This is a genomic window from Neobacillus sp. D3-1R (assembly GCF_052180215.1).
Taxonomy (GTDB): Bacteria; Bacillota; Bacilli; order Bacillales; family Cytobacillaceae; genus Pseudoneobacillus.
On sequence record NZ_CP197471.1, the window covers coordinates 2,017,771 to 2,044,274 of the forward strand.

At 37.1% G+C, this 26,504-nt stretch carries 23 protein-coding genes; 19 read left to right on the forward strand and 4 right to left on the reverse strand.

Annotated features, from left to right (window positions below):
- Positions 1-73 precede the first annotated feature (73 nt).
- Together ACSBPO_RS10350 and ACSBPO_RS10355 are read right to left on the reverse strand one after the other, a co-directional pair.
- On the reverse strand, positions 74-1,066 hold the full coding sequence (locus tag ACSBPO_RS10350) for a DUF3231 family protein (protein ID WP_442599968.1): 993 nt from the start codon (positions 1,064-1,066) through the stop codon (positions 74-76).
- 177 nt (positions 1,067-1,243) lie between these two features.
- Complete coding sequence (locus ACSBPO_RS10355) at positions 1,244-1,606, reverse strand: winged helix-turn-helix transcriptional regulator (RefSeq protein ID WP_442599969.1); 363 nt, start codon at positions 1,604-1,606, stop codon at positions 1,244-1,246.
- Positions 1,607-1,805: 199 nt separating this feature from the next.
- On the opposite strand from ACSBPO_RS10355, the gene ACSBPO_RS10360 reads away from it, so the two are divergent.
- The 13 genes from ACSBPO_RS10360 to ACSBPO_RS10420 all read left to right on the forward strand — a co-directional run bounded on the left by ACSBPO_RS10360 (position 1,806) and on the right by ACSBPO_RS10420 (position 17,505).
- Positions 1,806-3,002, forward strand: a complete 1,197-nt coding sequence (locus ACSBPO_RS10360; protein ID WP_442599970.1) for an MFS transporter — start codon at positions 1,806-1,808, stop codon at positions 3,000-3,002.
- Between the two features lie 270 nt (positions 3,003-3,272).
- Positions 3,273-3,947, forward strand: a complete 675-nt coding sequence (locus tag ACSBPO_RS10365) for an LptM family lipoprotein (RefSeq protein WP_442599971.1) — start codon at positions 3,273-3,275, stop codon at positions 3,945-3,947.
- 316 nt (positions 3,948-4,263) lie between these two features.
- A complete protein-coding gene (locus tag ACSBPO_RS10370) occupies positions 4,264-5,370 on the forward strand; it encodes a mechanosensitive ion channel family protein (RefSeq protein WP_442599972.1) in 1,107 nt (368 codons plus the stop codon).
- A gap of 367 nt (positions 5,371-5,737) precedes the next feature.
- Entirely contained in the window at positions 5,738-6,241 is a 504-nt protein-coding gene (locus ACSBPO_RS10375; protein ID WP_442600345.1) for a sigma-70 family RNA polymerase sigma factor, read from the forward strand.
- Entirely contained in the window at positions 6,242-7,555 is a 1,314-nt protein-coding gene (locus ACSBPO_RS10380; protein ID WP_442599973.1) for a DUF4179 domain-containing protein, read from the forward strand.
- 177 nt (positions 7,556-7,732) lie between these two features.
- Positions 7,733-8,194 carry a CoxG family protein gene (locus ACSBPO_RS10385; protein ID WP_442599974.1) on the forward strand — a complete coding sequence of 154 codons (462 nt, stop codon included), beginning with the start codon at positions 7,733-7,735 and terminating at the stop codon, positions 8,192-8,194.
- 185 nt (positions 8,195-8,379) lie between these two features.
- Positions 8,380-8,841 (forward strand): hypothetical protein, encoded by a 462-nt coding sequence (locus tag ACSBPO_RS10390; RefSeq protein WP_442599975.1) that lies wholly within the window; start codon positions 8,380-8,382, stop codon positions 8,839-8,841.
- 430 nt (positions 8,842-9,271) lie between these two features.
- Entirely contained in the window at positions 9,272-9,658 is a 387-nt protein-coding gene (locus ACSBPO_RS10395; protein ID WP_442599976.1) for a response regulator, read from the forward strand.
- Entirely contained in the window at positions 9,651-10,574 is a 924-nt protein-coding gene (locus tag ACSBPO_RS10400; RefSeq protein ID WP_442599977.1) for a hypothetical protein, read from the forward strand. The genes ACSBPO_RS10395 and ACSBPO_RS10400 overlap by 8 nt, the downstream gene beginning before the upstream one ends.
- 54 nt (positions 10,575-10,628) lie before the next feature.
- Positions 10,629-12,899, forward strand: a complete 2,271-nt coding sequence (locus tag ACSBPO_RS10405) for a putative bifunctional diguanylate cyclase/phosphodiesterase (protein WP_442599978.1) — start codon at positions 10,629-10,631, stop codon at positions 12,897-12,899.
- A gap of 213 nt (positions 12,900-13,112) precedes the next feature.
- Positions 13,113-13,211, forward strand: coding sequence for a putative holin-like toxin (locus tag ACSBPO_RS10410; protein WP_442599979.1), 99 nt, complete (start codon positions 13,113-13,115; stop codon positions 13,209-13,211).
- Between the two features lie 393 nt (positions 13,212-13,604).
- Positions 13,605-15,971, forward strand: a complete 2,367-nt coding sequence (locus tag ACSBPO_RS10415) for an outer membrane protein assembly factor BamB family protein (RefSeq protein ID WP_442599980.1) — start codon at positions 13,605-13,607, stop codon at positions 15,969-15,971.
- A 154-nt stretch (positions 15,972-16,125) separates the two neighbouring features.
- A complete protein-coding gene (locus ACSBPO_RS10420) occupies positions 16,126-17,505 on the forward strand; it encodes a hypothetical protein (RefSeq protein ID WP_442599981.1) in 1,380 nt (459 codons plus the stop codon).
- Positions 17,506-17,636: 131 nt separating this feature from the next.
- On the opposite strand, the gene ACSBPO_RS10425 is transcribed toward ACSBPO_RS10420, so the two are convergent.
- The gene (locus ACSBPO_RS10425) at positions 17,637-18,446 is read right to left on the reverse strand and encodes a cupin domain-containing protein (RefSeq protein ID WP_442599982.1); all 810 of its coding nucleotides are present in this window, start codon (positions 18,444-18,446) and stop codon (positions 17,637-17,639) included.
- 260 nt (positions 18,447-18,706) lie between these two features.
- Here ACSBPO_RS10425 and ACSBPO_RS10430 point away from each other — a divergent pair, with 260 nt between their 5' ends.
- Together ACSBPO_RS10430 and ACSBPO_RS10435 are read left to right on the forward strand one after the other, a co-directional pair.
- Complete coding sequence (locus ACSBPO_RS10430) at positions 18,707-19,225, forward strand: GNAT family N-acetyltransferase (RefSeq protein WP_442599983.1); 519 nt, start codon at positions 18,707-18,709, stop codon at positions 19,223-19,225.
- A 243-nt stretch (positions 19,226-19,468) separates the two neighbouring features.
- Complete coding sequence (locus ACSBPO_RS10435; protein ID WP_442599984.1) at positions 19,469-20,476, forward strand: DUF1835 domain-containing protein; 1,008 nt, start codon at positions 19,469-19,471, stop codon at positions 20,474-20,476.
- A 433-nt stretch (positions 20,477-20,909) separates the two neighbouring features.
- Here the strand turns inward: ACSBPO_RS10435 and ACSBPO_RS10440 are convergent, their stop codons facing one another.
- On the reverse strand, positions 20,910-21,341 hold the full coding sequence (locus ACSBPO_RS10440) for an NUDIX hydrolase (RefSeq protein WP_442599985.1): 432 nt from the start codon (positions 21,339-21,341) through the stop codon (positions 20,910-20,912).
- Between the two features lie 151 nt (positions 21,342-21,492).
- Between ACSBPO_RS10440 and ACSBPO_RS10445 the strand changes: the two genes are divergently transcribed.
- The 4 genes from ACSBPO_RS10445 (at position 21,493) to ACSBPO_RS10460 (ending at position 26,421) form a co-directional block, all read left to right on the forward strand.
- On the forward strand, positions 21,493-21,690 hold the full coding sequence (locus tag ACSBPO_RS10445) for a hypothetical protein (RefSeq protein ID WP_442599986.1): 198 nt from the start codon (positions 21,493-21,495) through the stop codon (positions 21,688-21,690).
- Between the two features lie 394 nt (positions 21,691-22,084).
- On the forward strand, positions 22,085-22,897 hold the full coding sequence (locus ACSBPO_RS10450; RefSeq protein WP_442599987.1) for a formate/nitrite transporter family protein: 813 nt from the start codon (positions 22,085-22,087) through the stop codon (positions 22,895-22,897).
- Between the two features lie 72 nt (positions 22,898-22,969).
- Positions 22,970-25,942 (forward strand): formate dehydrogenase subunit alpha, encoded by a 2,973-nt coding sequence (gene fdhF, locus ACSBPO_RS10455; protein WP_442599988.1) that lies wholly within the window; start codon positions 22,970-22,972, stop codon positions 25,940-25,942.
- Positions 25,942-26,421: a DUF1641 domain-containing protein gene (locus ACSBPO_RS10460; RefSeq protein ID WP_442599989.1), complete on the forward strand. Its 480-nt coding sequence runs from the start codon at positions 25,942-25,944 to the stop codon at positions 26,419-26,421. Before fdhF ends, ACSBPO_RS10460 begins: the two co-directional genes overlap by 1 nt.
- Positions 26,422-26,504 lie beyond the last annotated feature (83 nt).

Below are 26,504 nucleotides of genomic sequence, written 5' to 3' on the forward strand. Positions count from 1 at the left end.
TTTAGGTGATTAACGGAATGTGTGTCCTATAAATAGGTAAACATGACATCCCCATCAAATGAAAGGATCATTTTTAACAATCGGTGTCAGGTAGTTTTTCTAACCATCCATGTTTCACCATAATATTGAATGAGAATGCACCAGCCTCCATGGCATGCGCAAATACTTTACTATAGTTAACCATTATATCCGATCTGAAGCTGGAACCTAATGATGCCCCATAATAAGTAAGAGCCGCATTGACTAAAAATCCTGCGTGAAACATGATCAATTTATCAGAAAATGGACTTATCGTAGAGTCGGTAATTTCATTATCCCATTTTTCTGGTATTGGTAAATGATCCTGTTGCAAGATTAAGTCAAAGCTTTCAGCATCTTTTCCTGCTAATTTAACGTTTTTTAACATAAATTGACGTACGTCTTCCCGTACTGCCACCTGACTAAAAGCCAAACTTAACGATCGGATAAAACCAGTTTTCGTAGAATTAAAGAAAAGGGTGCTGATTTCTGAACTATTTAGTGGTCTTTTGTCACCAATTAAATTGGAAATAAATCCTGGTGTTTCCATAAACTCCGTCCCATGAGGGGAAGGAATGGAAGGCACGCTCGTAAATTTTGGCTGTTTTTTAGCTAATTCCATGATTTTTTGAAATAAGTCCTTAGATGATACTGTACATTCAAAAAAATAATTTTGGATGTCTTCTCTCTCTGAGTTGGTAATAGCTAAGCTATAAGCGTTTAACCCATGTATGGTCATAATATAAGAATAAAAAAGTAAAAATTGATCAGAAAATAGACGCGGGGCATTGATATTCACGTCATTCTCTGTAAAACCTATTGGGATTTGAAATTTAGCATCTTTCAAGAATTCGGTGATTTTCGTAATATGGCTCTCAGACAATTGTAGTGAGATCTGTAAAATAGGTTTTATCTCTTCGTCTTCAACAATGTTAAGAAAATATTTGTAAACACATATCGCCATACTATCACCCAAATACTGAAGCCAAAGGCCAGAGACTTCTGCAGCGGTTAAAGTGTTGGTCTTTGTTTTCCTAAAAATCCCCATAGGAAAAACCTCCAATTTCTTCTTTTCACATTCTGTGTTTATTTTGTGGTAATCGTATTGAAATATACAGGGGCCCTTTTTTATAGAGGTCGAAAAATGAAGTTGAAGAAGGGAAGCACACTCTTTTAACTTTTTCTAAAATGGCTTCCCCTTCATTTAATAGTAAACGTTAATCTATTACTTATTTAAGATGCTGTCCTCTAAAACCTCTGTTTTATCCCCGTATACTTTGACGATATGACTTTCTCCCCAAGCACATAGAGAGTCCAATATGTGTTGTAGGCTTTTTCCATATTCACTTAATTGGTATTCCACTTTTGGAGGTACTTGATTATAGACAATACGTTCAATTACGCCATCTTCTTCAAGTTCTCTGAGTTGTTGTGTCAGCATTTTTTGTGTGATATTCGGCATAAGTCGTTTTAATTCACTTGTCCGTTTTTTACCGTGAGTTAGATGACAAAGAATCACGCATTTCCACTTACCACCAATCACTTCTAAAGTTGCTTCAACTGATATATTGTACTTCTTTTTTTGCATATTTTTCCCTCCTGACTATAGGAACTAAAAAGTGCCTATCGCACTTTTTGGTTCCTATATTACTTAAAAGTACGTACTTTCCCTTTAGAATCATATATCACATAATAACATTTGTCGGCCGTTCATACTAGTTCACCCATATTTTATTATCTGACAAAAAGTAAAAGCTTTTCTTACTTAACAAAGAGGAGGATATATGATGGAAAAAGGTAAAATATCAAGTACACTAGCACTGCTTGCTTTAGCAGTAAGTGCGTTTGCGATAGGCACAACTGAATTTATCAGTGTGGGTTTATTGCCTTTAATCTCTGAGGATTTTCATATTCCAGTTACCACTGCTGGGTTAACGGTTTCGATATATGCATTAGGAGTAACGTTTGGAGCTCCTATTTTAACTTCCTTAACATCGAAAATGTCACGGAAGACTTTATTACTTTGGATTATGGTTGTATTTATTATTGGAAATAGCCTTGCCGCTCTTTCTCCTTCGATCGAAATATTATTAGTTGCACGTGTTATATCAGCACTTTCACATGGTGTTTTTATGTCTATCGGCTCTACAATTGCGGCAGACTTAGTTCCAGAAAATCGAAGAGCTAGTGCTATTTCCATTATGTTTACAGGTTTGACAGTAGCGACTGTAACGGGTGTGCCATTTGGTACTTTTATTGGTCAACAATTTGGCTGGAGAGCAGCTTTTCTCGTTATTATTATTACAGGTGTCATAGCTTTCATTGCCAATAGCATTCTTGTCCCATCTAATTTACGCAAAGGTGTAAAAACAACCTTTGGAGATCAGCTGAAGCTCGTAAAAAATGGACGATTGTTACTAGTATTTATGATTACAGCGTTAGGATATGGTGGAACATTTGTTGTTTTCACATTCTTATCACCTTTACTTCAAACGATTACAGGCTTTAAAGAAGAATCTGTTGCCCTTATTCTACTTATTTATGGAATTGCCATAGCGGTAGGGAATATGATTGGAGGAAAGCTATCGAATCAAAATCCAGTACGCGCTTTGTTTTATATGTTTATAGTACAAGCCATTGTTTTATTTATTTTAATGTTTACAGCTCCATTTAAAATTGCTGGCTTATTGACAGTCCTTTTTATGGGATTATTAGCTTTTATGAATGTTCCGGGATTACAAGTATATGTTGTCATTTTAGCAAAACGGTTTGTGCCAAGTGCAGTTGATGTAGCTTCGGCTATCAATATTGCTGCGTTTAATGCAGGGATTGCCATTGGTTCATATATAGGCGGGCTTATAACTGATTCGATTGGGCTCATCCATACATCGTGGATTGGGGCACTTATGGTTCTATTTGCTGCACTATTAACTGGATTTAGTAGAGTTTTAGAACGAAAAGATTTAGTAGGCAAAATGGGTTAGTAATGATTCCTAATCCTAATAACTTGTGAAAAAGGCGTATTTAACGATATGCCTTTTTTATTTGTGGGTAACGCTACTAAATGGCAGGGGAAATGAGCCTATCTGTTGAAAAATGAAATATAAGTTTGATGAAGAAATTAACAGATATTTGTTAAATGATTTGAACGGCAAACTGTATAGAACAATGGCCACGTAAAGATAATCCACATTGGCAGAAAATTTTGTAACCATTTATTACTCCATTCGTCTTAATAGATAAGGAGTGATAACATGAAAAAAATTATTTGGTTAGTAAGTTTTTCTTTATTGATCGTCATGCTATCGGCTTGTGGTTCCAAAATTGTTTCCGATGAAACCCATCAAGTTGACGCAGAGCAAAATAATTCTTCTCAAACAAAGGGAGAAACGGAAGCAGAACAAAATAATTCTTCACAAAACGAGGAAGAAGTAACTTCATCCAATGAAAGTGAGGATCAAGTCGTAATAGAGGACAGAGCTGCCGCAACTACTCTTAAAATCAATAGGGAAGGGATGGAAGAATCGGTTCATGCCACTCTTTACAAGAGTCATGCTCAACCGGTAAGTTTTTATATCTTTGATGGGTATAATGCTAAGTTAGGGGCAGAAAATGAGGACTATCTTACTTTTACCTTAAATGATAAATCTTATATGAATTTCAAAGCCTTAAATTCTAATGATTTTGAAACAGAAAAAAGCAATTTAGACCAGGATACCACACTTAGTAAAAATGTTGTTAATTACGAAGGGTTTGATAAAGCATTCGTTTATTTCCGAGAATCAGATGACGGTATCAATATTTCCACCATTCTATTACCTAGCGAAGGGAACCGTCCCAATATTCTAGCGGTCATTCATAATCCAAAAGAAATGGAAAACTACGATATGTATTATGAAATGTTAAAAACGGTTGAAATGACTGAGTAAAGTAAACTGCAAATAGTAAAAATGCTTAGACAGGGAAACTATCCATACATTATTTTACAAGATGATAATGTGGAAATCGAAAAATACTTCAAGAAATAGATAGGTTAAAATAATTATATTTTTAGGGCATTTCTTCAAATGAAGAAGTGCCTTTTCCATTTTTATAAGCCCATTGCATTACTTTTAATCTGATACTTTTGTGGTATTCAAATATCGTGTTAGAAACATTAAGATATGAGGATGTTATGGTTTTAAAAGTAGGTGTTCCTAAATATAAGTAATTATTAGGACAATCAAAAAAGAGAGGTATTTTTAAATGTATTTGCAATCTGCAATTCTACCAGCTAGTTTGGATTATGACATGTTGAAAAACTTGGGGATTTCGATTGGGATTTTAGCGGTATTTATTCTATTTAGAAATTTATTTACAAAGTATGTATTTCAGTTGATTTTAAAATTGTCGAAAAAAACGCCAAATGAGTTCTTTACGCGAATTTGTCTAGGCTTTGAGCGTCCCTTAGGATGGGCTTTTATTATCACTGGTTTATATGTAGCGATGGAGTATTTTCCTTTCATCGAACAGCATAATGCCTTATTTTTAAAATTTTTACGTTCGATGGTAATTATTTTAATCACATGGGGATTGTTTAATATCTCTTCTCCAACGACAGGGATTTTAGTTAGTGTAAATCAAAAGATGAAAAATAAAATTGATTTAATTCTTCTTCCGTTTATTTCAAGAACGATTCGAGTCATCATAATTGCCATCAGTATCAGTATTATTGGCCAGGAATTTGATTATGATGTAAATGGCTTGGTGGCCGGTCTTGGGTTAGGGGGCTTGGCATTTGCTTTAGCGGCAAAAGAAGCGGTTGGAAATTTAATCGGTGGAATCGTGATTGTCACAGAGAAGCCTTTTTCCATCGGTGAATGGATTTTAACCCCAAGCGTGGAAGGGACAGTAGAAGATATTAATTTCCGAAGCACGAAAATCAGAACGTTCAGTCAAGCACTCGTCACAGTTCCGAATTCCACGTTGGCCAACGAACCGATTACTAACTGGAGTCGAATGGGAAAAAGGCGAATTACATTCCACTTAGGACTAAACTATAAAACGACGAAAGAGCAAATTCAAACCGTTGTTTATCGAATCGAACAGATGTTAAGCAACCATGAAGATATTCATCCCGATACCATCATGGTTGCCTTTGATCATTATAATGATAGCAGTCTTGATATCCTTATTTATTTCTTCACCAACACGACCGTTTGGGCCGATCACGTGAAAATCAAACATGCAATCAACCTACAAATCATGGGGATATTGGAGGACGAAGGCGTGGAAGTCGCTTTTCCAAGCCGAACCATCTACGTTACACCACAATCCAATGAATTATTGCAAACAGTGGGTTCATTAGAATAATGAAGCGAGGGGCCGGTTCCCTGGCTTCTTTTTATTGCTCAAATGGTTAAGGGGGAACAGGCCCCATGCTTCTCCTATTAAAGTTTAGACCCCTATAAAATTTCTTGCTTAGGTAAAATCTAAAAAAATCAATTATATGGTAAAATAGGTAGAAAACTAGGTTTTTAATGATGCTTTGGCGACCGATTTAACGTTGAATCAAATAATAAAACGGTAAATATATAGCTTAATGGTTTTGTGTACATATTGAGATCGTGAACAGCGGTCTCTTTTCTTTGTTTTAAAAGATAATGAAAGATTTAAAACTTTTTTAGAATGATCCATGTCTAACGTTTAGAAAAGAGAAAGGGGGAAATGGTTCTTGGACGTGTCGAAACTAATGAAAAAAGCACAAAAAGGAGATGATCAATCCTTTTATGAACTGATGCAAATTCATAAAGTTCGTTTATTAAAAATAGCTTTCACCTATTTGCGAAATGAGAATGATGCATTAGAAGCATTGCAGGAAGTCACTTTTAGAGCTTATCGTTCCATTCATAAAGTAAAACATACGGAATACTTGTCTACTTGGCTTATCCGTATCATGCTCAACTACTGTTATGATGAATGTCGAAAAAGAAGAAATATCAAGATGACAGACCAGTTCGAAAATCTCATAGTAAAGGATAATGTAGGGCAATCACTCGAAATTCAAGAGGCTTTAAATAAGATTGATTTACGTCTTCGGGAAGTCATTATCTTAAAGTATTTCCATGATTTAAAAATTAAGGATATTGCACAAATTTTGGAAAGTCCTGAAAGTACAATCAAAACATGGTTATATAAAGGCCTTAGAGCACTTCAATTGCAATTGGAAGAGAGGGTGAACTGAATGTTTGAAAAAGAAGAAAAGGAACTAGAAAAGTTAAATCATCTCTATCAAGATTTACAGATACCAAGCGATTTTGGTGATCAGGCGATTATGGATGGTATTCGGAGAGCGGGTAAAATCAAAAAGAGAAATCGTCAAATGGCTAAGGTTTTTTTAACAGCTAGCATTGTATTTTTAGGTTTAGTAGGCTCCGTAAAAGTTTCAGATACAATGGCTGCGTTTATATCAAATGTACCGGGAATCGAAAAAGTGGTAGAGGTGATTCGAAAGGATAAAGGTTTAGTAGCAGCCGTTGACCATGACTACATACAAAAAGTTGGAATAGTAGATTCCCATGATGGATTAAAAGTAAGTTTGGATTCTGTCATTCATGATGAAAAAAATCTAATTGCTTTTTATAAGTATGAAGCAGAAGATCAAAATCTAGATATTTTTCCCAAAGACATCATTTTAAAAAATAGTGAAGGCGAAAAACTTCCATTTCAAATGAAACAGGGGACCCTTTGGACTAAAAACAAGGAATCTCTTTTGGAAATAAAATTTCCTCTATCTTCTGAAATCCAATTACCTGAAAATCTTATTCTTTCGTTTACGTTTAGACTGGGTTCTGGTGAAGTTCTAGAAAAGGAATGGAATTTTCCAGTTATACTGGATAAAGATAAATTTTTAGAAAAAGAAGAAGTCAAACTAGATAAAAAAGTGGTCGTGGATGGCCAAGAGATCATGATAAAGGAAATCACTATGTACCCTACAGTAACAGCCGTTCATGTTACGTACAATTCTGCGAATAGCAAAAAGATTTTTGGTTTTAATGATCTTCAATTAGTGGATGAAAACGGCGAAAAATGGAATCCTACTCCATTAGAAACAGAACAAATTAGTGAAAATGAGGCTATCTTTTATCTGGAAAGTCATTATTTTAAAAAGCCAAAGGAACTTTACTTAACCTTTAACACCATACGTGCCTTAGAAAAGGATGAATTATGGGTCGTCATAGATCCAGAGAAGGAAAAAGTTCTAGTGTCACCAAAGGATGGGAAAATAACTGAAGTGGTAATGAGAAATGAGGAGCTTCAAATAAAGTTAAATGAAAAGCCATTTGCATTTAAGAAGGAGATATTTAATACTCTCGATCCTATTGAGGGGCAAAACATAATGGGGTCAATGGGGATGAGCTTTTCATCAAGTGATCACTTTATTTTATATTCCGTACCGTATACCGCAACGGAGGTACAAGAACCAATAAAATTAAAGCTAATCGATTATCCAGCTACGATACAATCAAAAGAGGAAGTACGGATTAAAGTTAAATAAGCAGCAAAGGAATAACTCTGAACCACACCACTCGGAAAGTTCCTCTTATAGTAAAGAGTTCCAGCTACAACTGGGGCTCTTTTTTCATCATGTTCTTCTAAAAACGAAAGATTTGAAATAGAAATAATTGAAACAGGGAATCACTTAAACTTTTCCAACTAAATAGGAGGGAGAAGGTTGAAATTCGAATACGTTTATACCATTGGATTGCCACGCAATTTGGTTTGGAAGTGGTTAAAGAATGAAAAGGTTCTTCAAAAATCGATTACAGGTTGTAAAATGTTTGAGCAAACAGCAAACGGAGTCTATCATGCTGAAATCAATGTCCAACTGGGTCCCTTAAATGACGTTTTTAACCTAGAAATACGTCGAATCAAAGAAAACATGCCTTCTTATTATCATGTAAAAGGAAAAGGGAAAATAGGCGAAATACATGGGAAAGCAGAATTGTTGCTAAATGAATCTCAAGGAGCAACGAAACTTTCGATGAACGCGGATATCGAACTAACCGGTTCAGTGGCGTTAGCAGCGAATCAGTTAATAGAAGGAAAAGCCAATCGTTCGATTGATAAATTTATGCAGCGACTTGAAAAAGAAATAAAAAAAGGTATCCATCAGTCGAGAAGAAGTGGCAGGTGAAGCAAGGGGGTGTGGTTCTCTTGCTTTTATTTTTTGAAGAAGAACCGTTTCGTTCTGGTTAAGCAATGATTGAAAATACCATAGATAATTGTCATTTTATGTTAAAATAAAAATAGGAAAAAATTTACTTCATACAGGTTAGGATGTTCGAATAGATTCATAACTATAAAATTAGGTGGTACAAAATGAAGTTGTTTTTAAAAATATTTGTAGTTTTATTGAATGTTACCTTAACAGGATGTTTTGCTGAAGATTACGATGTCGGAGTTCCAACTGCACATTTGAATTTCGATCTAGCATCTATTCCTTTAACAGAAGCAAATATCAGGTGGAAAACCGCAAGTGAGGATGTACAACGAACAATAGAAGATATAGAAGAATACGCATCATCACTAGATGAAATAAAGGTGTTTTCAAATCAAAAGGTAGCTTTGGAAATGAAAGAGAACGAAGATAATGGTGGAGATATTTGGACTGATCCAACGATAACGGTGGCACTAATAAAAGATGACAAACGAATCGAACTTGAATTAAACGATTCAAATGAATTTCAGTTCCCGGATACAAAAGGTAATTATGTATTGGAGGTTGAATTTACTAATTCCGCAGGTAGTGCTCAATATGTTGGGAATTTGGTGATTCAGTAATAGGGAAAATGCTTGGGGAATCCAAGCTTTTTTTTGTGGACTCCACGCCGAGTATATAGGACATAGGATCTGTTATTTTAATAAAAACAGCTATTTTGAAGGTGTTATCGGACAACAGGTACGCTATGGGCTTAAAAAGCATGCCAAATAGCTCGATTTTAACCTAATAACGGAACCGGTGTCCTTTAGAACTCATAAAATAGCCTTTTTTCGATAAATAACGGAACCAATGTCCGATACAAAATGGCTTGGTATATTTCAATCATATTTACTCTTAGGAGGTGTCGATTATCGTACATTTCTTACGAATTTCGCTCAAATTATTTCGGAATATTCAATTTTTGTCGAATTTTACAATCTGTTTAAAAGGAGTTAGGAGTGGGTCTGTAGAACTATATAGCAAACATGAAAAAATGAGGAGTGTTTAAAGGTGGACAACCAACTAAGAGTGTTAATTTGTGATGATTCTGTTTTAATTCGAAAAAAGTTAAGAACAACATTAGAAAAGTGTAAATGTAAAGAAATTTTCGAGGCTGCAAATGGCAATGAAGCCGTGGAGTTAGTAAAACTAAATAACCCTGATGTTATCTTTATGGATATTGTAATGCCAGATAAAGATGGAATAGAAGCATTAAAAGAAATAATGGAGTTCAATGCGAATACGAAGGTCGTTATGGCTTCTTCTGCGGGTACAAATGAACTGCTTAAAAAATCGTTAGAACATGGAGCCTTTGATTTTATTCAAAAGCCGATTACGCTCGAAGCGGTTACGAATTTGATTGATAAAGTATTGAAGGAGGGAACAGTAAATGTTTAGTCAATACTTTGGTCAATATTTACTTAATCATGAACTCATCACTAGAGAACAACTAACCGATGCATTAGAATACCAACAATCTGTTCATGTGAAATTTGGGGTATTGGCGGTAGATGAGGGGCTTCTGACACCATTACAAGTAGAAGCGGTTCATGAAAAACAAAAACAGATAGATAAACGTTTTGGTGAAATAGCAGTAGAGTTAGGATACTTAACGGGTGATCAGGTAGAATCGCTTGTTTCCAAACAAAAGCAAAATCACCTTTTCTTAGCTCAAGCCCTTGTGGATCGTGAATATATGACCATTGAACAATTTGCGGCAGCCTTAAATGATTTTAAAAAAGAGTACAGCCTTTCAGATGATCAATTTGAATCGATGAAAAACGGTAATATGGAAGCATTTGTTGAAAATATTCTTAATGGATTAGATTCGGTAGATAAAGATTCATATGGAAGATATTTAACTCTTTTTTCTAAAAATATGATTCGATTTATCGATGATCAAGTTTATATAGAGCTGTCTGAAAATCGAAATGACCAACATGGAAATATGTTAGTACATCAGGAAATAGTAGGAGAAACTCCTCTTTTCACAGCCATGTCTATGAATAAGGAATTATTCCTATATATCGCTTCCAAATATGCGGAAGAAGAATTAACGGAAATAGATGAGCTTTCCAAAGCATCGGTGAGTGAATTTTTAAACCTAAATAATGGGATTTATTTAGTAAACATGTCAAATTGGGGAATAGAGCTAAATATGAAGCCGCAAGAAGTATGTGAAAATGCAGCAGTGACTGGAAAGTCCGTTCAGTTCTCTGTTCATACTTCTAGGGGAGCATTTGATATGATTCTATCATCACAGCCTAGTAATCTATTGATAGAGTATAACTCTGATAGTAAACAGCTTGTATAATTTTTAAAAATAAAAATTTCAGCAGTAGGCACTCCTTGATGGTGAGGGATATGAATGATACTAACAAAGAAGGCAGCGATGATTCTATTTATATCAACAGTATCTTTTGTATATTTATGGAATATCATCCTTCAAGATTTTGAATTTTTGAGTGTGATAGGGACAAGTCTGTTTCCCATTATCGTAGGTTCCTTGAGTTTTACTTGGACTTTTAAAACCTATCGATGGAAAAAGGGGAAGGAAAAATATATCTGGCTCCTTTTCAGTATAGGCTTAATCCTACATATGATAGGAAATGGTATTTGGTTTTTGGATGCCATAGCGAACGGCATTTATAAAGCACCTGATAGTTCTTATTTATTTTGGCTATTAGCTTATTTTTTCTTTCTCATTGCCCTTTTTTATAAAATGAGACTGATAAGCCATTCATCTATACTAACCAATCCTTATTTATTTAATACAATCATTTTTATAGTTGTCATTTTAGCAATAAGTATTCATTACTTGGTAAGTCCATATCTTGCAACAGAAGAGAACCCGGTTCAATTCCTGTTGATTGGCTTATTTTATCCGGTTGTGGATATTAGTATCCTATTCGTGACCACGTTCCTTTACTACCTTTTAAGGCAGAGTAAGGACCGAACGATGATGTTATGTTTCCTTGGTGCCTTTTATTTGCAAGTTTTTGGAGATTCCATTACAGCGATGATGAAAACGAATAAAGACTACTATCAGTTATTTATAGAGCCATTATGGGTGGGCTCCTTATTATTAATTGGCTTTGCTGGCTTAATCGCAACTAGAAATCATCAGAGCATTAGTGAAGTCAAAGATACCGTGGATGAAAAAGAATCGATCTTTTCTTATATTAGTTCGGTCGTGTTAATTGTGTTAACGTATGGAAGCTTTCAATGGAAGATCAATGCTCTTAGTGTGGGAGTAGGACTTGTCTTTATCATGACCATTGGGCGGCAGCTGTTCATTATTTCTAAAAATAAAAAACTGGTGCTTGAATACTATGACCTTGCCTACCGAGACGAACTGACTGGTTTATTGAACAGAAGTAGTTTTAAGATCGATTTAGAGGCTGCGATTACAAGGGCGAAAAACGCTAATGGAACTTTGGCTGTATTATTAATCGACTTAGATCGTTTTAAAATGATAAACGATACATTAGGACACTTGGTGGGTGATGTTGTTTTAAAGGTAACGGCCCGTCGTCTGAGGAATTCGTTAGGTAAGGATTGCCGTATTTATAGGCTTGGCGGTGACGAATTCGTGGTGTTACTAGAGGACGCTACAAAGGAAAAATGCATGGCAACGGCTAATCAAATTATGTTCGCGATTAATAGAACGTTTACGATTCATCAACATGAAATTTTGATTACTCCTAGCGTGGGGATTAGTTCATTTCCAGATAATGCAAATGACGGTGATGCACTTTTTAAAGCAGCCGATGCAGCGATGTATACTGCTAAAGGAAAAGGGAGAAATAACTATCAATTTTACGATTCGGAGTTAAATCAAATTTTAACGAGGAAGATGATTCTTGAAAATGAATTACGAAAAGCGATAGGAAGAAATGAACTAACGTTACTCTATCAGCCAAAGTTTCATGTCATGACGAGAGAAATGACAGGTATGGAGGCGCTCTTGCGTTGGAATAGTATCGAATTAGGCCCGATTTCTCCAGCAGAGTTTATTCCGATAGCCGAAGATACAGGGTTAATTGTAAGTATTGGTGAATGGGTTTTAAAACAGGCTTGTTTGCAGAATAAACGATGGCAAGAGAAGGGATTCCAATCACTGTGCATGTCGGTTAATGTCTCCGTGCAGCAAATGAAGAATAGTAATTTAGTCAAAACGGTAGAAAGAATTTTAGTAGAAACGGGGCTGAGTCCTGAGCTACTTGAGCTGGAAATTACCGAGAGTATTATGCAAAATGTCCAAGAATCGAAAGAAGTGCTAAGAGGCTTAAGAAAATTAGGTGTTAAAATCGCTTTAGATGATTTTGGGACAGGATACTCTTCGTTACATGTATTAAAAAATCTCCCTATCAATACACTGAAAATTGATAAGACCTTTATTGATGATATTACAGTGGATGAAGACCATTCCTTAGTAAAAGGTATTATTGATATTGCCTCTAACCTGAATCTCGACATCGTAGCTGAAGGAGTAGAGCATGACTATCAATTACAGGCTCTTGCTAACTATCAATGTCACCATGTACAAGGATACATCTTTTCCAAACCAATCTCTGCTTTGGAATTGGAAAGGAATTACCTTCAAAATAGAAGCAAGGAAACGGTTCTCTTAAGTTAAGGGAGAAGGGAGCGTTTCCTTGCTTTTTTTTGCAAAAAAAGAATATTGGAACGGGTCTCATACTTGTTTTGTTCCAATTTATTAGCAGAAGTACTATTGCTTTATTTTTGTATAGGAATATATGTTCGCGCATGGGGTTATATGGTATAATTTAGTGGTACAGTTAAAAGCTGGGTGGGCAGTGGCACTTCCTTTAGAAGGGAGGTGACGCTGATGTTTACTGTTTACGAGGGAATCAGTCTTATGATTGGTTTTGCTAGTTTAATCGTTGCAGTAATAGCAGTTGGTATTTCTTCTTGTAAAAAGAAATAACCCACCCCGCTCGGCAAAGTAGGTGGATTATTTCTCTCCTAACTGGCCACTGCACTTCTTGCAGTTAGCTGTATAAAGAGTTCCCAGTTACGGCTGGGACTCTTTTTTTAGTATATGAATATCTATTAAAATTATAATCATCATTCCAAATAAAGTAAAGAGTTTGTCATATATAAAACAGATTCAATTAATGGAACAGTGGGTGTTTTTGTGGAAAATTGGGAGGTTTTTGTGCGAAAATTTCGGTGGAAATGATACACAAATACCGTTCTTGTATTTAGCATAAAAGAACATTGGGAGCGGGTCGAACCTTGACCATAATTGTCCCTCGGCACCATCTAGGCACCTATGCATAAAATGATAGGGTGAAAAATGGAGGTGTGATATATACCTATGTACTTTAATCATTACTATAGAATGAACAATTACCAAACCTATAGACCTTATGCACCTGAAACAGTTCAGACCTATATTGCCAATCATCCTATTTATGTGAATGGAGTGGATATTAATACAGGGGCCAATCCTGTTTTACAAGTCCGAACGGAAAACGCTCCGTACCCATCCTATTATGTGCCAATGTCTGAGTTTAGCAGAGTAGGAGCTAATGTAACGTGGGATGAAGCAAAAAGAAGTTATCATATTACAAGTGATTATCATCAATTAAAGGAACATAACCAACAATTACGTCAAAAGCTAGCAGATCTTGATGGACAGAGTAGGAATCAAGAGGTAAGAGCAGATGCGCAAAACTGGGAAATGCATTTAGCCGACCAAGCCAATACCAAGTATTCGACCGCTACCGTCCCGGTGGAGTTAACGTTAAAGAAAGATCCATTTGAAAATGCGTCTTCCCTGTTCAGTGTGAATTCCAATCAACTATACTCCGTAGAACGAATATCGAAAAAAATTCTTTCTGCAACAGACTTGGATACGTATAACGTAAAATGGACGTTCTCCACACCTAATCAAGAAGCCTTCCTTGATTTAATCGCAAAAGACGGTGTCATTTACGCTTCGACGATGACGAATATTTATGCGATTCGTGATACGGGCTCGGCTCCACAAACTCTTTGGGTAGCCGATAGCTTTGCCAATCGGTTACTTATCGATCAAGATATCTTGTATCTTTACACGAGAACAGCCGAGGGATTAAATGCAATTGCAGCTATAGATGCCAAAACAGGTCAGAGGAAATGGACGTATCCGCTTAAAACTCAGGAGCAATTGGAAGGAGTGTTAGCGGCAGGGGGTAACCGATTGTATGCAAATATACGGAACCCTGTCAAAATGACTTCCAAAATATATGCCTTTAATGCCGCAACTAGTCAAGTTCTCTGGACCTTCGACCTTCCATCCAGTTTACCCATCTACGGAGCACCAGTGTATAAGGACGAAAAGCTTTTCTTTGAAACGAAAACATCGACAAGAATCATTTATGCTATGGAAGCAGCTAGCGGAAGAACACTATGGAGATTTACTCCAACTGGCTATTATACTCAGCCAATGTCGGCAACAAATGATTCACTCATTGTTTTAGATGAAACCAATATCATGGCGGTTGATATCAATACAGGTGTTCAAAAATGGAAGACGATGTATGCCGATCAGTTTGTAGCTGGTGGACTTCAGACGATTACGGGTTCAAGCGGAATGGTCGTAGCATCTGACAAAATCATCTTGGGAAATAACAATAAACTTAAATTTTTTAATACCGCAAATGGTCAGTTGATTTTTTCAACGCTTCAGCTCTCGACTCCTACTGGTGGAGCCGGTGTAAGGCCAATCGGTGTCATCCAAGACACAATTTTTGTGACAGAGTCTAACCAAATTCTTTATACGTATGCCGTCCCAAAGGCGACACAAGTCGATACGGTGAATCCTACAGCCACAATTGATTTACCTGCCGTCAGCCAGCTGACTGAACAACAAGGGCAGAAACAAGTTATCATTCCGATTACTCTAAGCGAAACGGCCGATATGGAGGTAACCATCGTTGATGAAAGTGGCTTTGCTGTTCGCAATTGGTCAGGTCGTTACTTGAAGGGTACAGCTAATTTTTATTGGGATGGTAAAAATACTCGGGGCTTCAACGTGACTCGCGGAAATTACTATCTAGTTGTCAAGATTACCGATTTAGCCGGTAATCAGAATCTCTACACAGCTCGTGACAAAATTATTCAGGTTACGGATGGCTTCGGTTTAACGTTGAAAAATTCAAACATGAGATCCACGCCAAGTACAACGGTTGCTATCGTGACCACCATCCCAGCTGGTTCAGAAATTGTTATTACAGGGGAAACAGGTGATTGGTATCAGGTGGAGTACGGGGTTATCAGCACGGTACTGAAAGGGTATATCTTTAAGCCGTTAATTAGTGTACCTTCCAATCAGGAGATTCTAGCCATCGAAAATGCCACAACAAGAACCAATGCCAATGTTAGAACAAATCCTGGAACGCAGTATGGTTCCAAAATAGTGCTCCCAATGAATACTGATATTAAAATCATTTCCTCTTTCGGAGACTGGTATTTAATAGAATACAAGAAAGACACGATTTATTCCGACCAAGGCTATGTCGCAAAATTTATTATCACATTGCCAACGGTAACCTATACGGTTTACACCGTTGTCGCCGGAGACACCCTCTGGAAGATTTCCCAGAAATTTGGCGTCACCATCGACTCCATCCTAAAAGCCAACAACCTCGACATCAATCAACCCCTCTATATTGGTCAAAAATTGACCATTGTAAAATAATGCACAGGGACGGTTCTCTTGCTTCATGGTATATTATGACCAAGAAGCATAAGAACCGTCCCTGTGATTCATTGATAACTTTTCCCAAAAAGGGAACGCTAATTTTAAGATATGGTATAATGTAAATATAGATTTTTTGAAGGGATTGATCGTAATGGGAAATGAAACAGTGATGACATGGAATGAAAATCTTAAACAAGTAGAGTTAGATATACAGGGTATCTACCTTTATCAAGGATTTCAGGTTTTGGAAACCTTCACGATCAATAAGGATGAATGTTATTATCTATTCTTTTATAAAAACCAATTTCTAACTGGTAAAATGACCAGCAAAATGAAACGAAAATCAACGCTTAAACAGATAGTATCAAAAGGCATCTATTTACCCTCACCACATCCGATCATCAATATGTTAGTAAGCCTCAACTCCATTCAAAAATTCCCCACATTTAATATGACCTGGAAGAATATCAATAAAAACAACGACAAAGTAGAAGCAGCACATATCCTCACCATTTTTGATTCTTATATTAAAAAAGACAAAATCCTATCCGTTTTAAACCAAATGGTGGTACAATCCAAAGAAACATACAATTACCTTCAGTCAGTAGGTATTCAAAAAATAATGGTGGAAAACTATCCGAATCATATATGGGATAAATCCGTTATGACTCGCCAAGATTATGAACAATATAGCCTCAATTATCAATCTGAACTCGAAATGGATCCTCTTCATACGGAAAATCAGCTTTATGTACAACTAAACTCCGTAAAAGCATATAACCTTCTCCAAAAGAAACTACGCGAAGAATCCCGAATTCTTGAATCCTTGGCACTTTATTGTCATCGATTATCCTCGAATCCTGAAGACTTTAAATTAAATTTTAACGGTCTTATCGAAACCCTCACAACTCATTTTTCGGAAATCGAAACGAGATCCATTCTTGAATCGTTTTACCATCCATCCATTCCTTTAAAAAATAAAGAATGGATTCATCAACATATACTTTCCCATTTAATAGCTTTAGAGGATTATGAAGACGCATTTGCATTCATGGCAAAAGAAAAAATACCTTTACCATCTAATCAAATGCATCAAGTATTGCTCACTATAAAAAACGTAAATTCCATCAATCTAAAGGAATTCACAGCTGATATTTTGATTCATGCAGATAGCCAACAGCTGGAACAGATATTGAATGTCTTAACTCCAAAACTTTTAGAACAATTTGATATCAAAAATATTTATCATTGGTTGACGCCAATACTGCATCATCCATTACCCTTTATTAATACCGTAAAAGCGATGTATGAAATAAGGGAGGAACCGGACCAACAGCATATCCTTGGGGAACTATACTACCAACTACATCAACTTCCGAAAGCTTTAGATTGTTTCCTTTGGGATGAAGAACTCAATCCAACGAATCCACGCCCGATAGGATGGCTGACGAAGCTATATCATGAATTAGGAATGGAAGAGGAGTCAAAGTCTTATCAATATTTATATAAACAAATCCAAAAAAGCTCTTGAATGAGGGAGGGTCACGTTTCTTTTTAATAGGGGAAGTTTATGAAGAAAAATTTTTCATATAAAAAAGAAGTAATGCGCCTTTCTATGTTAGGAGAGAGGTGATTACTTCTTTTTTCATTTTGGACTTATTTTTACAGTTTTTTGCTTTGTTGAAGAAGTTTGGATTCGCCTGTACGTTCCCATTCCTCTACCGTTTTATAGGCATTTTCTGGAGAGTAGCCTTTCCCAACTAGAACTCCCATAAGAATAAATTCTTGAAGAATGTGTTTAGCATTAATTCCTCTTTTGACGTCCTCTAGTCCTTCTTTCACCAAAAATTCGGTGTGCTTGATCCATTCATCTGGTGTTTTGCCAGCAACAACGGTGCGACCTAAATTTCTTTCCGCAGCCATTGCTTCTGCTTTGGTCACATGAACCGTACCAAATGGATGGTTAGGTGGAGCATAGATCGAATAAAGTTTTAACGGCGTATTTCCTGTATTTGTTAAATTATGCCATGTTCCGGCTGGGATGAAAATCGCGAAATCATCAAAGACCTTCCGTTTGAAATCTAAATTTTCTTTTGTCTTACCCATTTGAACAATTCCCTGACCTTGCTCAATCCGTAAGAATTGATCTACATCAGGATGCATTTCCAAACCAATATCTTCGCCAGCCTTAAGACTCATCAACGTAGTTTGTAAATGTGTTCCTGTCCATAAGGCCGTACGATACGTCTTGTTTTGCTTTGTTGCCGAATTGATATTTACTACAAATGGTTGTTTCCCATAATCTTTCAACGTTACTCTACTATCATTGTTGGGATAGTAATGGGAATCGTATCTACTTGTATGAACGTTTGGATTAGGATAAGTCCAGTTGCCATACTGGTTGCCATAGTTCTGCATAGGAGCATTCACATAATAAGGATATTGATAATAATTAGGAGGGGTATAGTACATATTTCTCAATCCTTTCACAGGTTATAAAAATATCCTATGCAAATGGGAAAAGAATGTACTTAGAATCAAATAGAATGCTTGAAACACATGGATGATTAAATCTTAACAATGATTAATCTTTTTTTCATATATTTTTAAAAATCGTTGGTGAAAGCGGTTTGGTTAAAATTTTCAGACAGAGATGGTGAGCAATTGGCAAAAGAAGGAATTTACCCCGTGAATATCGAATCCAAAACAAAGAGAAAAAAGGGGGATTACATATGGAAGTGATTGCGGTAACGGAACGGCTTGTGTTGAGGGTTTTTGATGAAATAGATGTGGAGGATGCAAAGACATTCTGGGGAGATCAAGAAGTGATGGAGCATTGTCTCGGTTCTTTGCCTCACGAGCATCTTCAGAAAGTACTAGCATCCTATGCAGCATGTCACCAGACAAAAGGTCTATCGGTTTATGCGGTAGTAGAAAAGCAGTCGGGAAGAGTTATTGGGGCAGCTGGATTTAATGTACAAACAACTCTGGAATCTGTTGAATTGATTTACCATTATGCTAAAAGCGCATGGGGAAAAGGTTACGCTACAGAAGCTGCATCCGCATGTATTGATTTTGCAAAAAAAAATCCTCAAGTATTCAAGATATACGCATCAGCTGATCCCAAAAATTCTGGTTCATTAAAAATCTTAGAAAAAATTGGCTTTGAATATAAAGGGACGAAATGGTTTGATGAGACAAACCAGGAAGAGCCTTATTTTGAAATTAATTTGGTACATAGCAGTCTTTAGGAAGCTCTGGAGAACGGTACCTGCGCTATTTTTGAAACCGAAAGGACACAGGTTCCTTTATTTGTGACAAATAGCCCATTTTGTAGACTTTATAGGACAGAGGATCCGCTATTACAAGAAAATAAGAGATTTTTTATTGATTTTTCCTAAATAACGGAATCTGTGTCCTATAAAATGGTAAAATTGGCCATATAGGTATATATAACGGATTGTATGTCCGATAGCGATTTGAAGGTAGTGAAAATGATGGATGATTTACGTAAAACGATTAATGGATTAAGCGAGGAACGGGCCAAAAGCTTTTTATTTCATATCCTGCATCAAATAAAACTTATGAAAACAGCTCCGGAAGCACAAGAGAAAATGTTGGAAAAATTATTCTTTTTATCCGACAACATTGAAGGAGCGATGAATAGAAATTTCGAAAGAGAATATAAAACGGTCCATTTGGTATGTGGAGAATCTCAAGCGGGTTCTTTAAAAGTAGGGCTGGATCGTGAAAATAGGGTAATTGGTTTTCCAGATTTCTTTGCGGAAGGACCGATTTGGGAGCTTCATAAAGAGGTTGGACAAAAACATAGGCATGAATGGTTACAGGATCATTTAACTTATCACAATGATTACTTTGAAGAAGAGTACCAAAAAAGATTTTTAAAAACACTTGCCGAAATAGAGTCAATTCCAGAACATTTACCCATTGTCATTTGGACGGCTGAAAATGCCAATGAACAAACAGGACTCCGTTATTTCATGTATTTACTAAAGGAAAAACCAAATGAAGTTTTCGTCGTCAACACGACCTTATCCTATCAGGATTTGTTCCATTCCAATGAACTTTATGAAGAGGTACATACAGGTGAAGTTCACCCTGAAAAATTAAATTTGATTTTTCAAAAGACAGTCACTCAGCCATTGTCAACGGAGGAAAAAATTACATTTGAAGAAGAATGGGTTGAGCTTTCGCATTCTGAAGATATAGTCCGGATTTGGGAAAATAACAAAATCATTGCTGCAACGGAAGATAGTTTTGATGAACTCATCATTCGTACTGCCCAAAAAATTCATGCCAAACAAAGTGAAAAGGATTTTATTAAAGCGGGCAGGATTATAGGCGAAGTGTTTGCTCAAATCGGAAGTAAGGTAAGTGACGCTTTTTTAGAATATCGGTTGAGAAACTTAGTGTATAAGGGAATTTTTGACATAAAAGGTGTCCCAAAAGGCATGAGGTATTATAGTGTGAGAATACGGTAAGGAAATGCTTGTATAATTTGGCCATAGATTGATTGAATCTGCTAACCAAGGTACCACCAATGGAGGTACCTTTATACTAAATTTGATGGAGGAATTTTTATCAAAAAACTAGGACTTATTTTTTTACTATTAGGAATGATAATCACCATTCTTGGCTCTATACCATTTTTCATTGATTATCCGTTTAATGATTTATCAGAAAATTCAGGCCCGAGCAATTTTTGGGAACTAATCGTTATGAGTGCTTACCAGGCAAAGGCTATGCCAATTGGTATCATCATGTTGATAGTAGGGGGCGTATTATTTTATAAAAAAAATAGGTCTATGATTTAATAGATTTACGTTAGTGCTTTTAAGGTGTGGATTAGTAAAAAGCTCAGAGATAAACCACTCTGAGCTTAACGACTTTTTAATTTATGAAGTGTTCAACCTTTTAAAAATCGATATAAAATGGTTGTTTGCTTCGGTCTAAGCAATACTCAATTCTTTGTCTGAAATTCCCATAAGTGACCATTTCTAGTGCCTGTTCAATCGGATAGAATTCTACTTCCAAACTTTCTGGGGAAGTCGTTAACTGGCCTCCGATTGGCTTAGCTAAGAACAGTGTATTACATATAGAACGATTCACGTTTTGGAAGATTCCACAAAAATGGATGATTTCAATATCAATGCCTGTTTCTTCTTTTGTTTCCCTTATGGCAGCATCTTTCAAAGATTCGCCTTCTTCAACCTGTCCACCTGGCATTTCCCATCCTCTCCTAGGTCCCTTAATTAATAGAATTTCATTTTGGTCATTGAGGACAATCGTGGCTGCGGAAACAATATGCTTAGGTGGAGTGTAGGTTGTTGGTGTTTCTTGACTCAAAAAATCCCCTCATTTCTTTAACAAAATCATGTATAACTACATAAATGCTATTTTTAAAATTTTAACATATATTTCTATTTGTTGTAATATTTTGAAACTTATTCAAAAAACTGCTGTATATTTACTAAATGAAAGAGGAGGACGGGTCTTCATGGGGAAACTATTTTTCTATCTATTACTACTTTCATTGATATTAACCATTGCTGGTTTTGTACTAGGCTATCATAAATGGGGTTACATTTTCGGTTCTCTTTTTGGTGCTCTTGCTTTAGGTGTAGGATATGTATATTCAACTATAGATGATCAATATCGTACTAATTATTTAAATACGGATGAAAAAAAGAAATAAAGGTCTAACGAATGGAGTTAGGAAAATAATGAACCTGATTCTTTTTCTTTACAACGTTCATAAAAAGTTCACAAATTTATTATTTCATGATAATATATAAAAGGTTTATAGAGTATGGAAAGTTCATTGATGCCAGTTAATCATAATTGACTAGACATCCTGTTCTTCCATTTTGTCTATAGCGGGATGGATGGCTAGTATGAGAAAATGCTCAGTTATCAGCCCACTGTAAAACGGTACATGCGTATGGCATGGAAACCGATTTTATGGTGGGCTTTTTTGCGTTTACATTCTTTTAGTCTATTCATTCCATCGTACAAACGTTTAAAGCAATGGACTATTCACCCATTGGATTAACAACATGAATAATATTCAACTAATTGGAGGAAAAAATATGGCGTTTCATAGTTCGCAGCGTATTGCAGAAATAGCGGTGGATGCAGGGGCGAAAAAGGCATCCATGCATGCTTTACATGCAATATTATTAGGATTTTTAGGTGGAGCCTTTATTGCATTTGGATTTTTATTGGATATTCGAGTAATTGCCAATTTACCGGAGGAATGGGGTTCGTTCAGTTCATTATTGGGAGGCGCTGTTTTTCCAGTAGGACTCATGTTAATCATTATCGCAGGCGGAGAATTGTTAACAGGAAATATGATGGCACTTCCGATGGCCGTTTTTGCTAAGCGTGCTACCGTAGGACAACTGGCGAGAAATTGGCTTTTAGTTTTAATCAGTAACTTTATTGGTGCTGTTTTTGTCGCTTATTTCTTCGGACATGTTCTTGGATTAACCGAAACAGGACCTTTCCTTACGAAAACCGTTGCCATTGCAGAAGCAAAGATTGACGAATCATTTATAAAAAGCGTCATTTCCGCTATCGGCTGTAACTGGCTGGTTTGTTTAGGTGTTTGGCTGGCATTTGGAGCGGATGATATCGGTGGAAAAATACTGGCGATTTGGTTCCCCATCATGGCGTTTGTGGCGATTGGTTTTCAGCACGTTGTGGCTAACATGTTTGTTATCCCTGCAGCGATCTTTGCGGGCCACTTCACATGGGCAGATTATTTCGCAAACTTTGTTCCGGTTCTCATTGGAAATGCAATTGGAGGCGGAGTTTTTGTAGCCTTGATCTATTGGACCGTTCACAAGGATTCGCTTTTATCACGATCGAATGCAAAATCGATGATCAAGAAGGCTAGCTAATCACTTAAGAGTTTTTTAGAAAAATATATTTTACTAGAATCAATTTTTCTGTTTTTACTAGGAGGACTTATTGTGAATGAAAAAGTGAATGTTCTGATTAACGGAACAGCACATGAAGTAGAAAAAGGAACACGTATTTTAGATTATTTATTAAAACAAGAAATGGAGCATCCGCATATCTGCTATTCGGAGGTTCTTGGACCCGTCCAAAGCTGTGATACATGTATGTGTGAAGTAAACGGAAGCATTATGCGTGCCTGTTCCACTGTGGTTGAGGAAGGCATGGATATTTTGACATCTTCTGAGCTTGCAAAAAAAGCTCAAGAGGAAGCCATGGACCGCATATTAGAAAACCATTTATTATACTGCACGGTTTGTGACAATAACAACGGCAATTGTCGTGTCCATAATACGGCTGAAATGATGGGAGTAGAACACCAAACACGTCCTCATCGCTCTAAAGGTTATGAAGTCGATATGTCTCATCCGTTTTATCGCTACGATCCTGATCAATGTATTTTATGTGGCCGTTGTGTGGAGACCTGTCAGGATCTTCAAGTGAATGAAACGCTAACCATTAACTGGGAAAGCGGACAGCCGCGTGTTTTATGGGACGGAGGAAAAAGCATTAACGAATCCTCTTGTGTATCTTGCGGGCAATGTGTGACCGTTTGCCCTTGTAACGCCTTAATGGAAAAATCAATGCTTGGAAATGCAGGTTTCATGTCGGGGATTTCTGATGACTTGCTTACACCGATGATTGACATTGTGAAAGCAGTAGAGCCTGATTATCAAACGATTTTTGCCGTATCGGAAGTCGAAGCAGCGATGCGTGAAACGCGTATTGAAAAAACAAAAACGGTTTGTACGTTCTGTGGTGTTGGCTGTTCCTTTGAAGTGTGGACAAAAGACCGTGAAATTTTGAAAATTGAGCCATCTGAAAACGCTCCTGTAAACAGTGTTTCGACCTGTGTAAAAGGGAAATTTGGCTGGGATTTTGTTAATTCTCAGGAACGTATTACTTCTCCTTTAATACGTAAAGGTGATGTGTTTGTGGAAGCAAGCTGGGATGAGGCGCTTACTCTCGTTGCCGAGAAGCTCGGTGGTATTAAAGATACTTACGGCAGCGATTCGATTGGTTTTATTTCTTCTTCTAAAATAACAAATGAAGAAAATTACCTTATTCAAAAGGTAGCACGTCAAGTATTTGGAACAAATAATGTCGACAACTGCTCACGTTATTGCCAGTCACCAGCTTCATGGGGGTTACAGCAAACGGGAGGCATCGGCGGGGACTCAGGAACCATTCAAGATATCGCAAGTGCAGGGCTTGTTATGTTAGTAGGATGCGCGCCAGCAGAAGGACATCCTGTATTGGCAACCCGTATTAAGCGTGCGCAAAAGCTTCATGGTCAAAAATTAATCACTGTCGATGTACGCCGCCATGAAATGGGTGACCGTGCCGACTTGTTCGTTCGTCCAAAACAAGGGACGGACTATGTATGGCTATCGGCTATTACGAAGTATATGATTGACCAAGGATGGCATGACGAAAAATTTATCACCGAACATGTGAATCACTATGATGAATTTTTGAAAATGATTGAGCCTTATAGTTTAGAAGAGGCCGAAAAGATGACAGGTATTGCGGAAGAAACCTTAATCCAAATGGCTGAAATGATCCGTGATGCCGATGGAACTGTCATTTGTTGGGGAATGGGTGTCACGCAAAATATTGCGGGTTCACACACATCCGTTGCGATTGCGAACCTGCTTTTAGCGACAGGTAACATGATGCGTCCAAACGCGGGTGCCTACCCATTACGCGGACATAATAATGTGCAAGGTGCAGCCGATATGGGAACGATGCCAAATATCTTCCCTGGCTATCAATCTGTAACCAATGTTGAAATCCGTGAAAAATTCGAAAAAGCTTATGGAGTAAAAATTCCTGAAAATCCTGGACTGGATAATATCGAAATGCTTGGAGCTGTTGATAGAGGCGAGATGAAGGCGATGTACATTGCGGGTGAGGATATGGCATGGGTTGATGCGGACTCGAACCATACACAGGCGATGTTGGAGAAGTTAGAATTCCTTGTTGTTCAAGAAATCTTCTTAACCACAACCGCTCAATTTGCAGATGTAATTTTGCCTGGTGCTCCGTCACTTGAAAAGGATGGAACGTTTACGAATACTGAACGCCGTGTACAACGCTTATACCAAGCTTTACAGCCTCTAGGGGATAGTAAACCAGACTGGTGGATTTTGACAGAGCTTGCTAAAAAGATGGGCTTTGATTGGAATTATACGCATCCAAGTGAGATTTTTGATGAAATGGCTAGCTTAACACCTTTCTTCAGTCAGTGTAATTATGATGTTCTCGAAGGGTGGAACAGCTTCCATTGGGGATCACTTGATGGATCCAACACGCCATTGCTTTTCAAAGATGGCTTTAATTTTCCAGATAAAAAAGCACGTTTCGGATTGTTTGATTATGTTCCGCCAGTGGAGTTCCCTCAGGAATTCGATCTCGCATTAGATAACGGACGTCTGTTGGAGCACTTCCATGAAGGAAATTTAACACAGAAATCCGAGGGACTAAACTACAAATTCCCAAAAGTGTTTGTGGAAGTATCTCCGGAACTAGCGAAAGAACGCGGCGTAAAAGACGGTTCACTTGTTCGTCTTGTATCACCGTATGGAGCGATCAAGATACCAGTTCTGGTAACCGATCGTGTAGAAGGAAAAACGGTTTATGTGCCAATGCACTCTTCAAGCCACGAAAGTGCCGTGAACCTTCTAACCGGTGGGGCAGTGGATGTCGTCACACATACACCAGCCTACAAACAAACGAAAGTGCGGATGGAAGTTCTTGAACTGAAAGGGGAAAATCCGCTTCCAAGGTACAATCCGCGAAATGCAACTCGTACTCCGCAAATGGGCCTTGAAATCTATCGTAAATGGGAACGTGGAGATTACGTTCCGATTGCTAGCATCAATGAGCATATTGAGCCTGGTTTGTATGACAGGAGGAATGCGTAATGGCAAAGCCGATAAAAATCATTCAAAAAATAGAGCTGACAGAAGAACAAAAGAAAACGCAATCCCTGGAGAATCTACTCTCCGGGGTTGCGGAAAATAAAGATTCATTGCTCGAGACTTTGAATTTGCTGCAGGAATTACATGACAGCGGGATCATGGACGCTGTAGGAAGTCTTTTAAAATCAAAAGAAAAAGCGGCAAAAATTGCAGTTGGTCAATTGACACGAGAGCCAGTGACCAACTTGATTAATAATGCGATGGCAGCAGGCGGTATACTAACGGAGCTAGACCCAAATACTACCACTAAGCTCGCAAAAAGCTTAACGAACGGATTGCAAAAGGCTCAGCAGGGACTTGAAGAAGATGCAAAGCTTGGAGTTTTTGACTTAATGAAAGCTCTAAAGGACCCGGATATTAATCGTGCGCTAGGTTTCGGATTTAATCTTTTAAAAGGCATGGGAGAAAGTTTAAAAGAGTAAGTTGGATAGAAAAAAATGCAAACCCATTCGTTACGTAATGAATGGGTTTCCTCTTTAGAATTAAACTAAGTAGTGTCCATAAG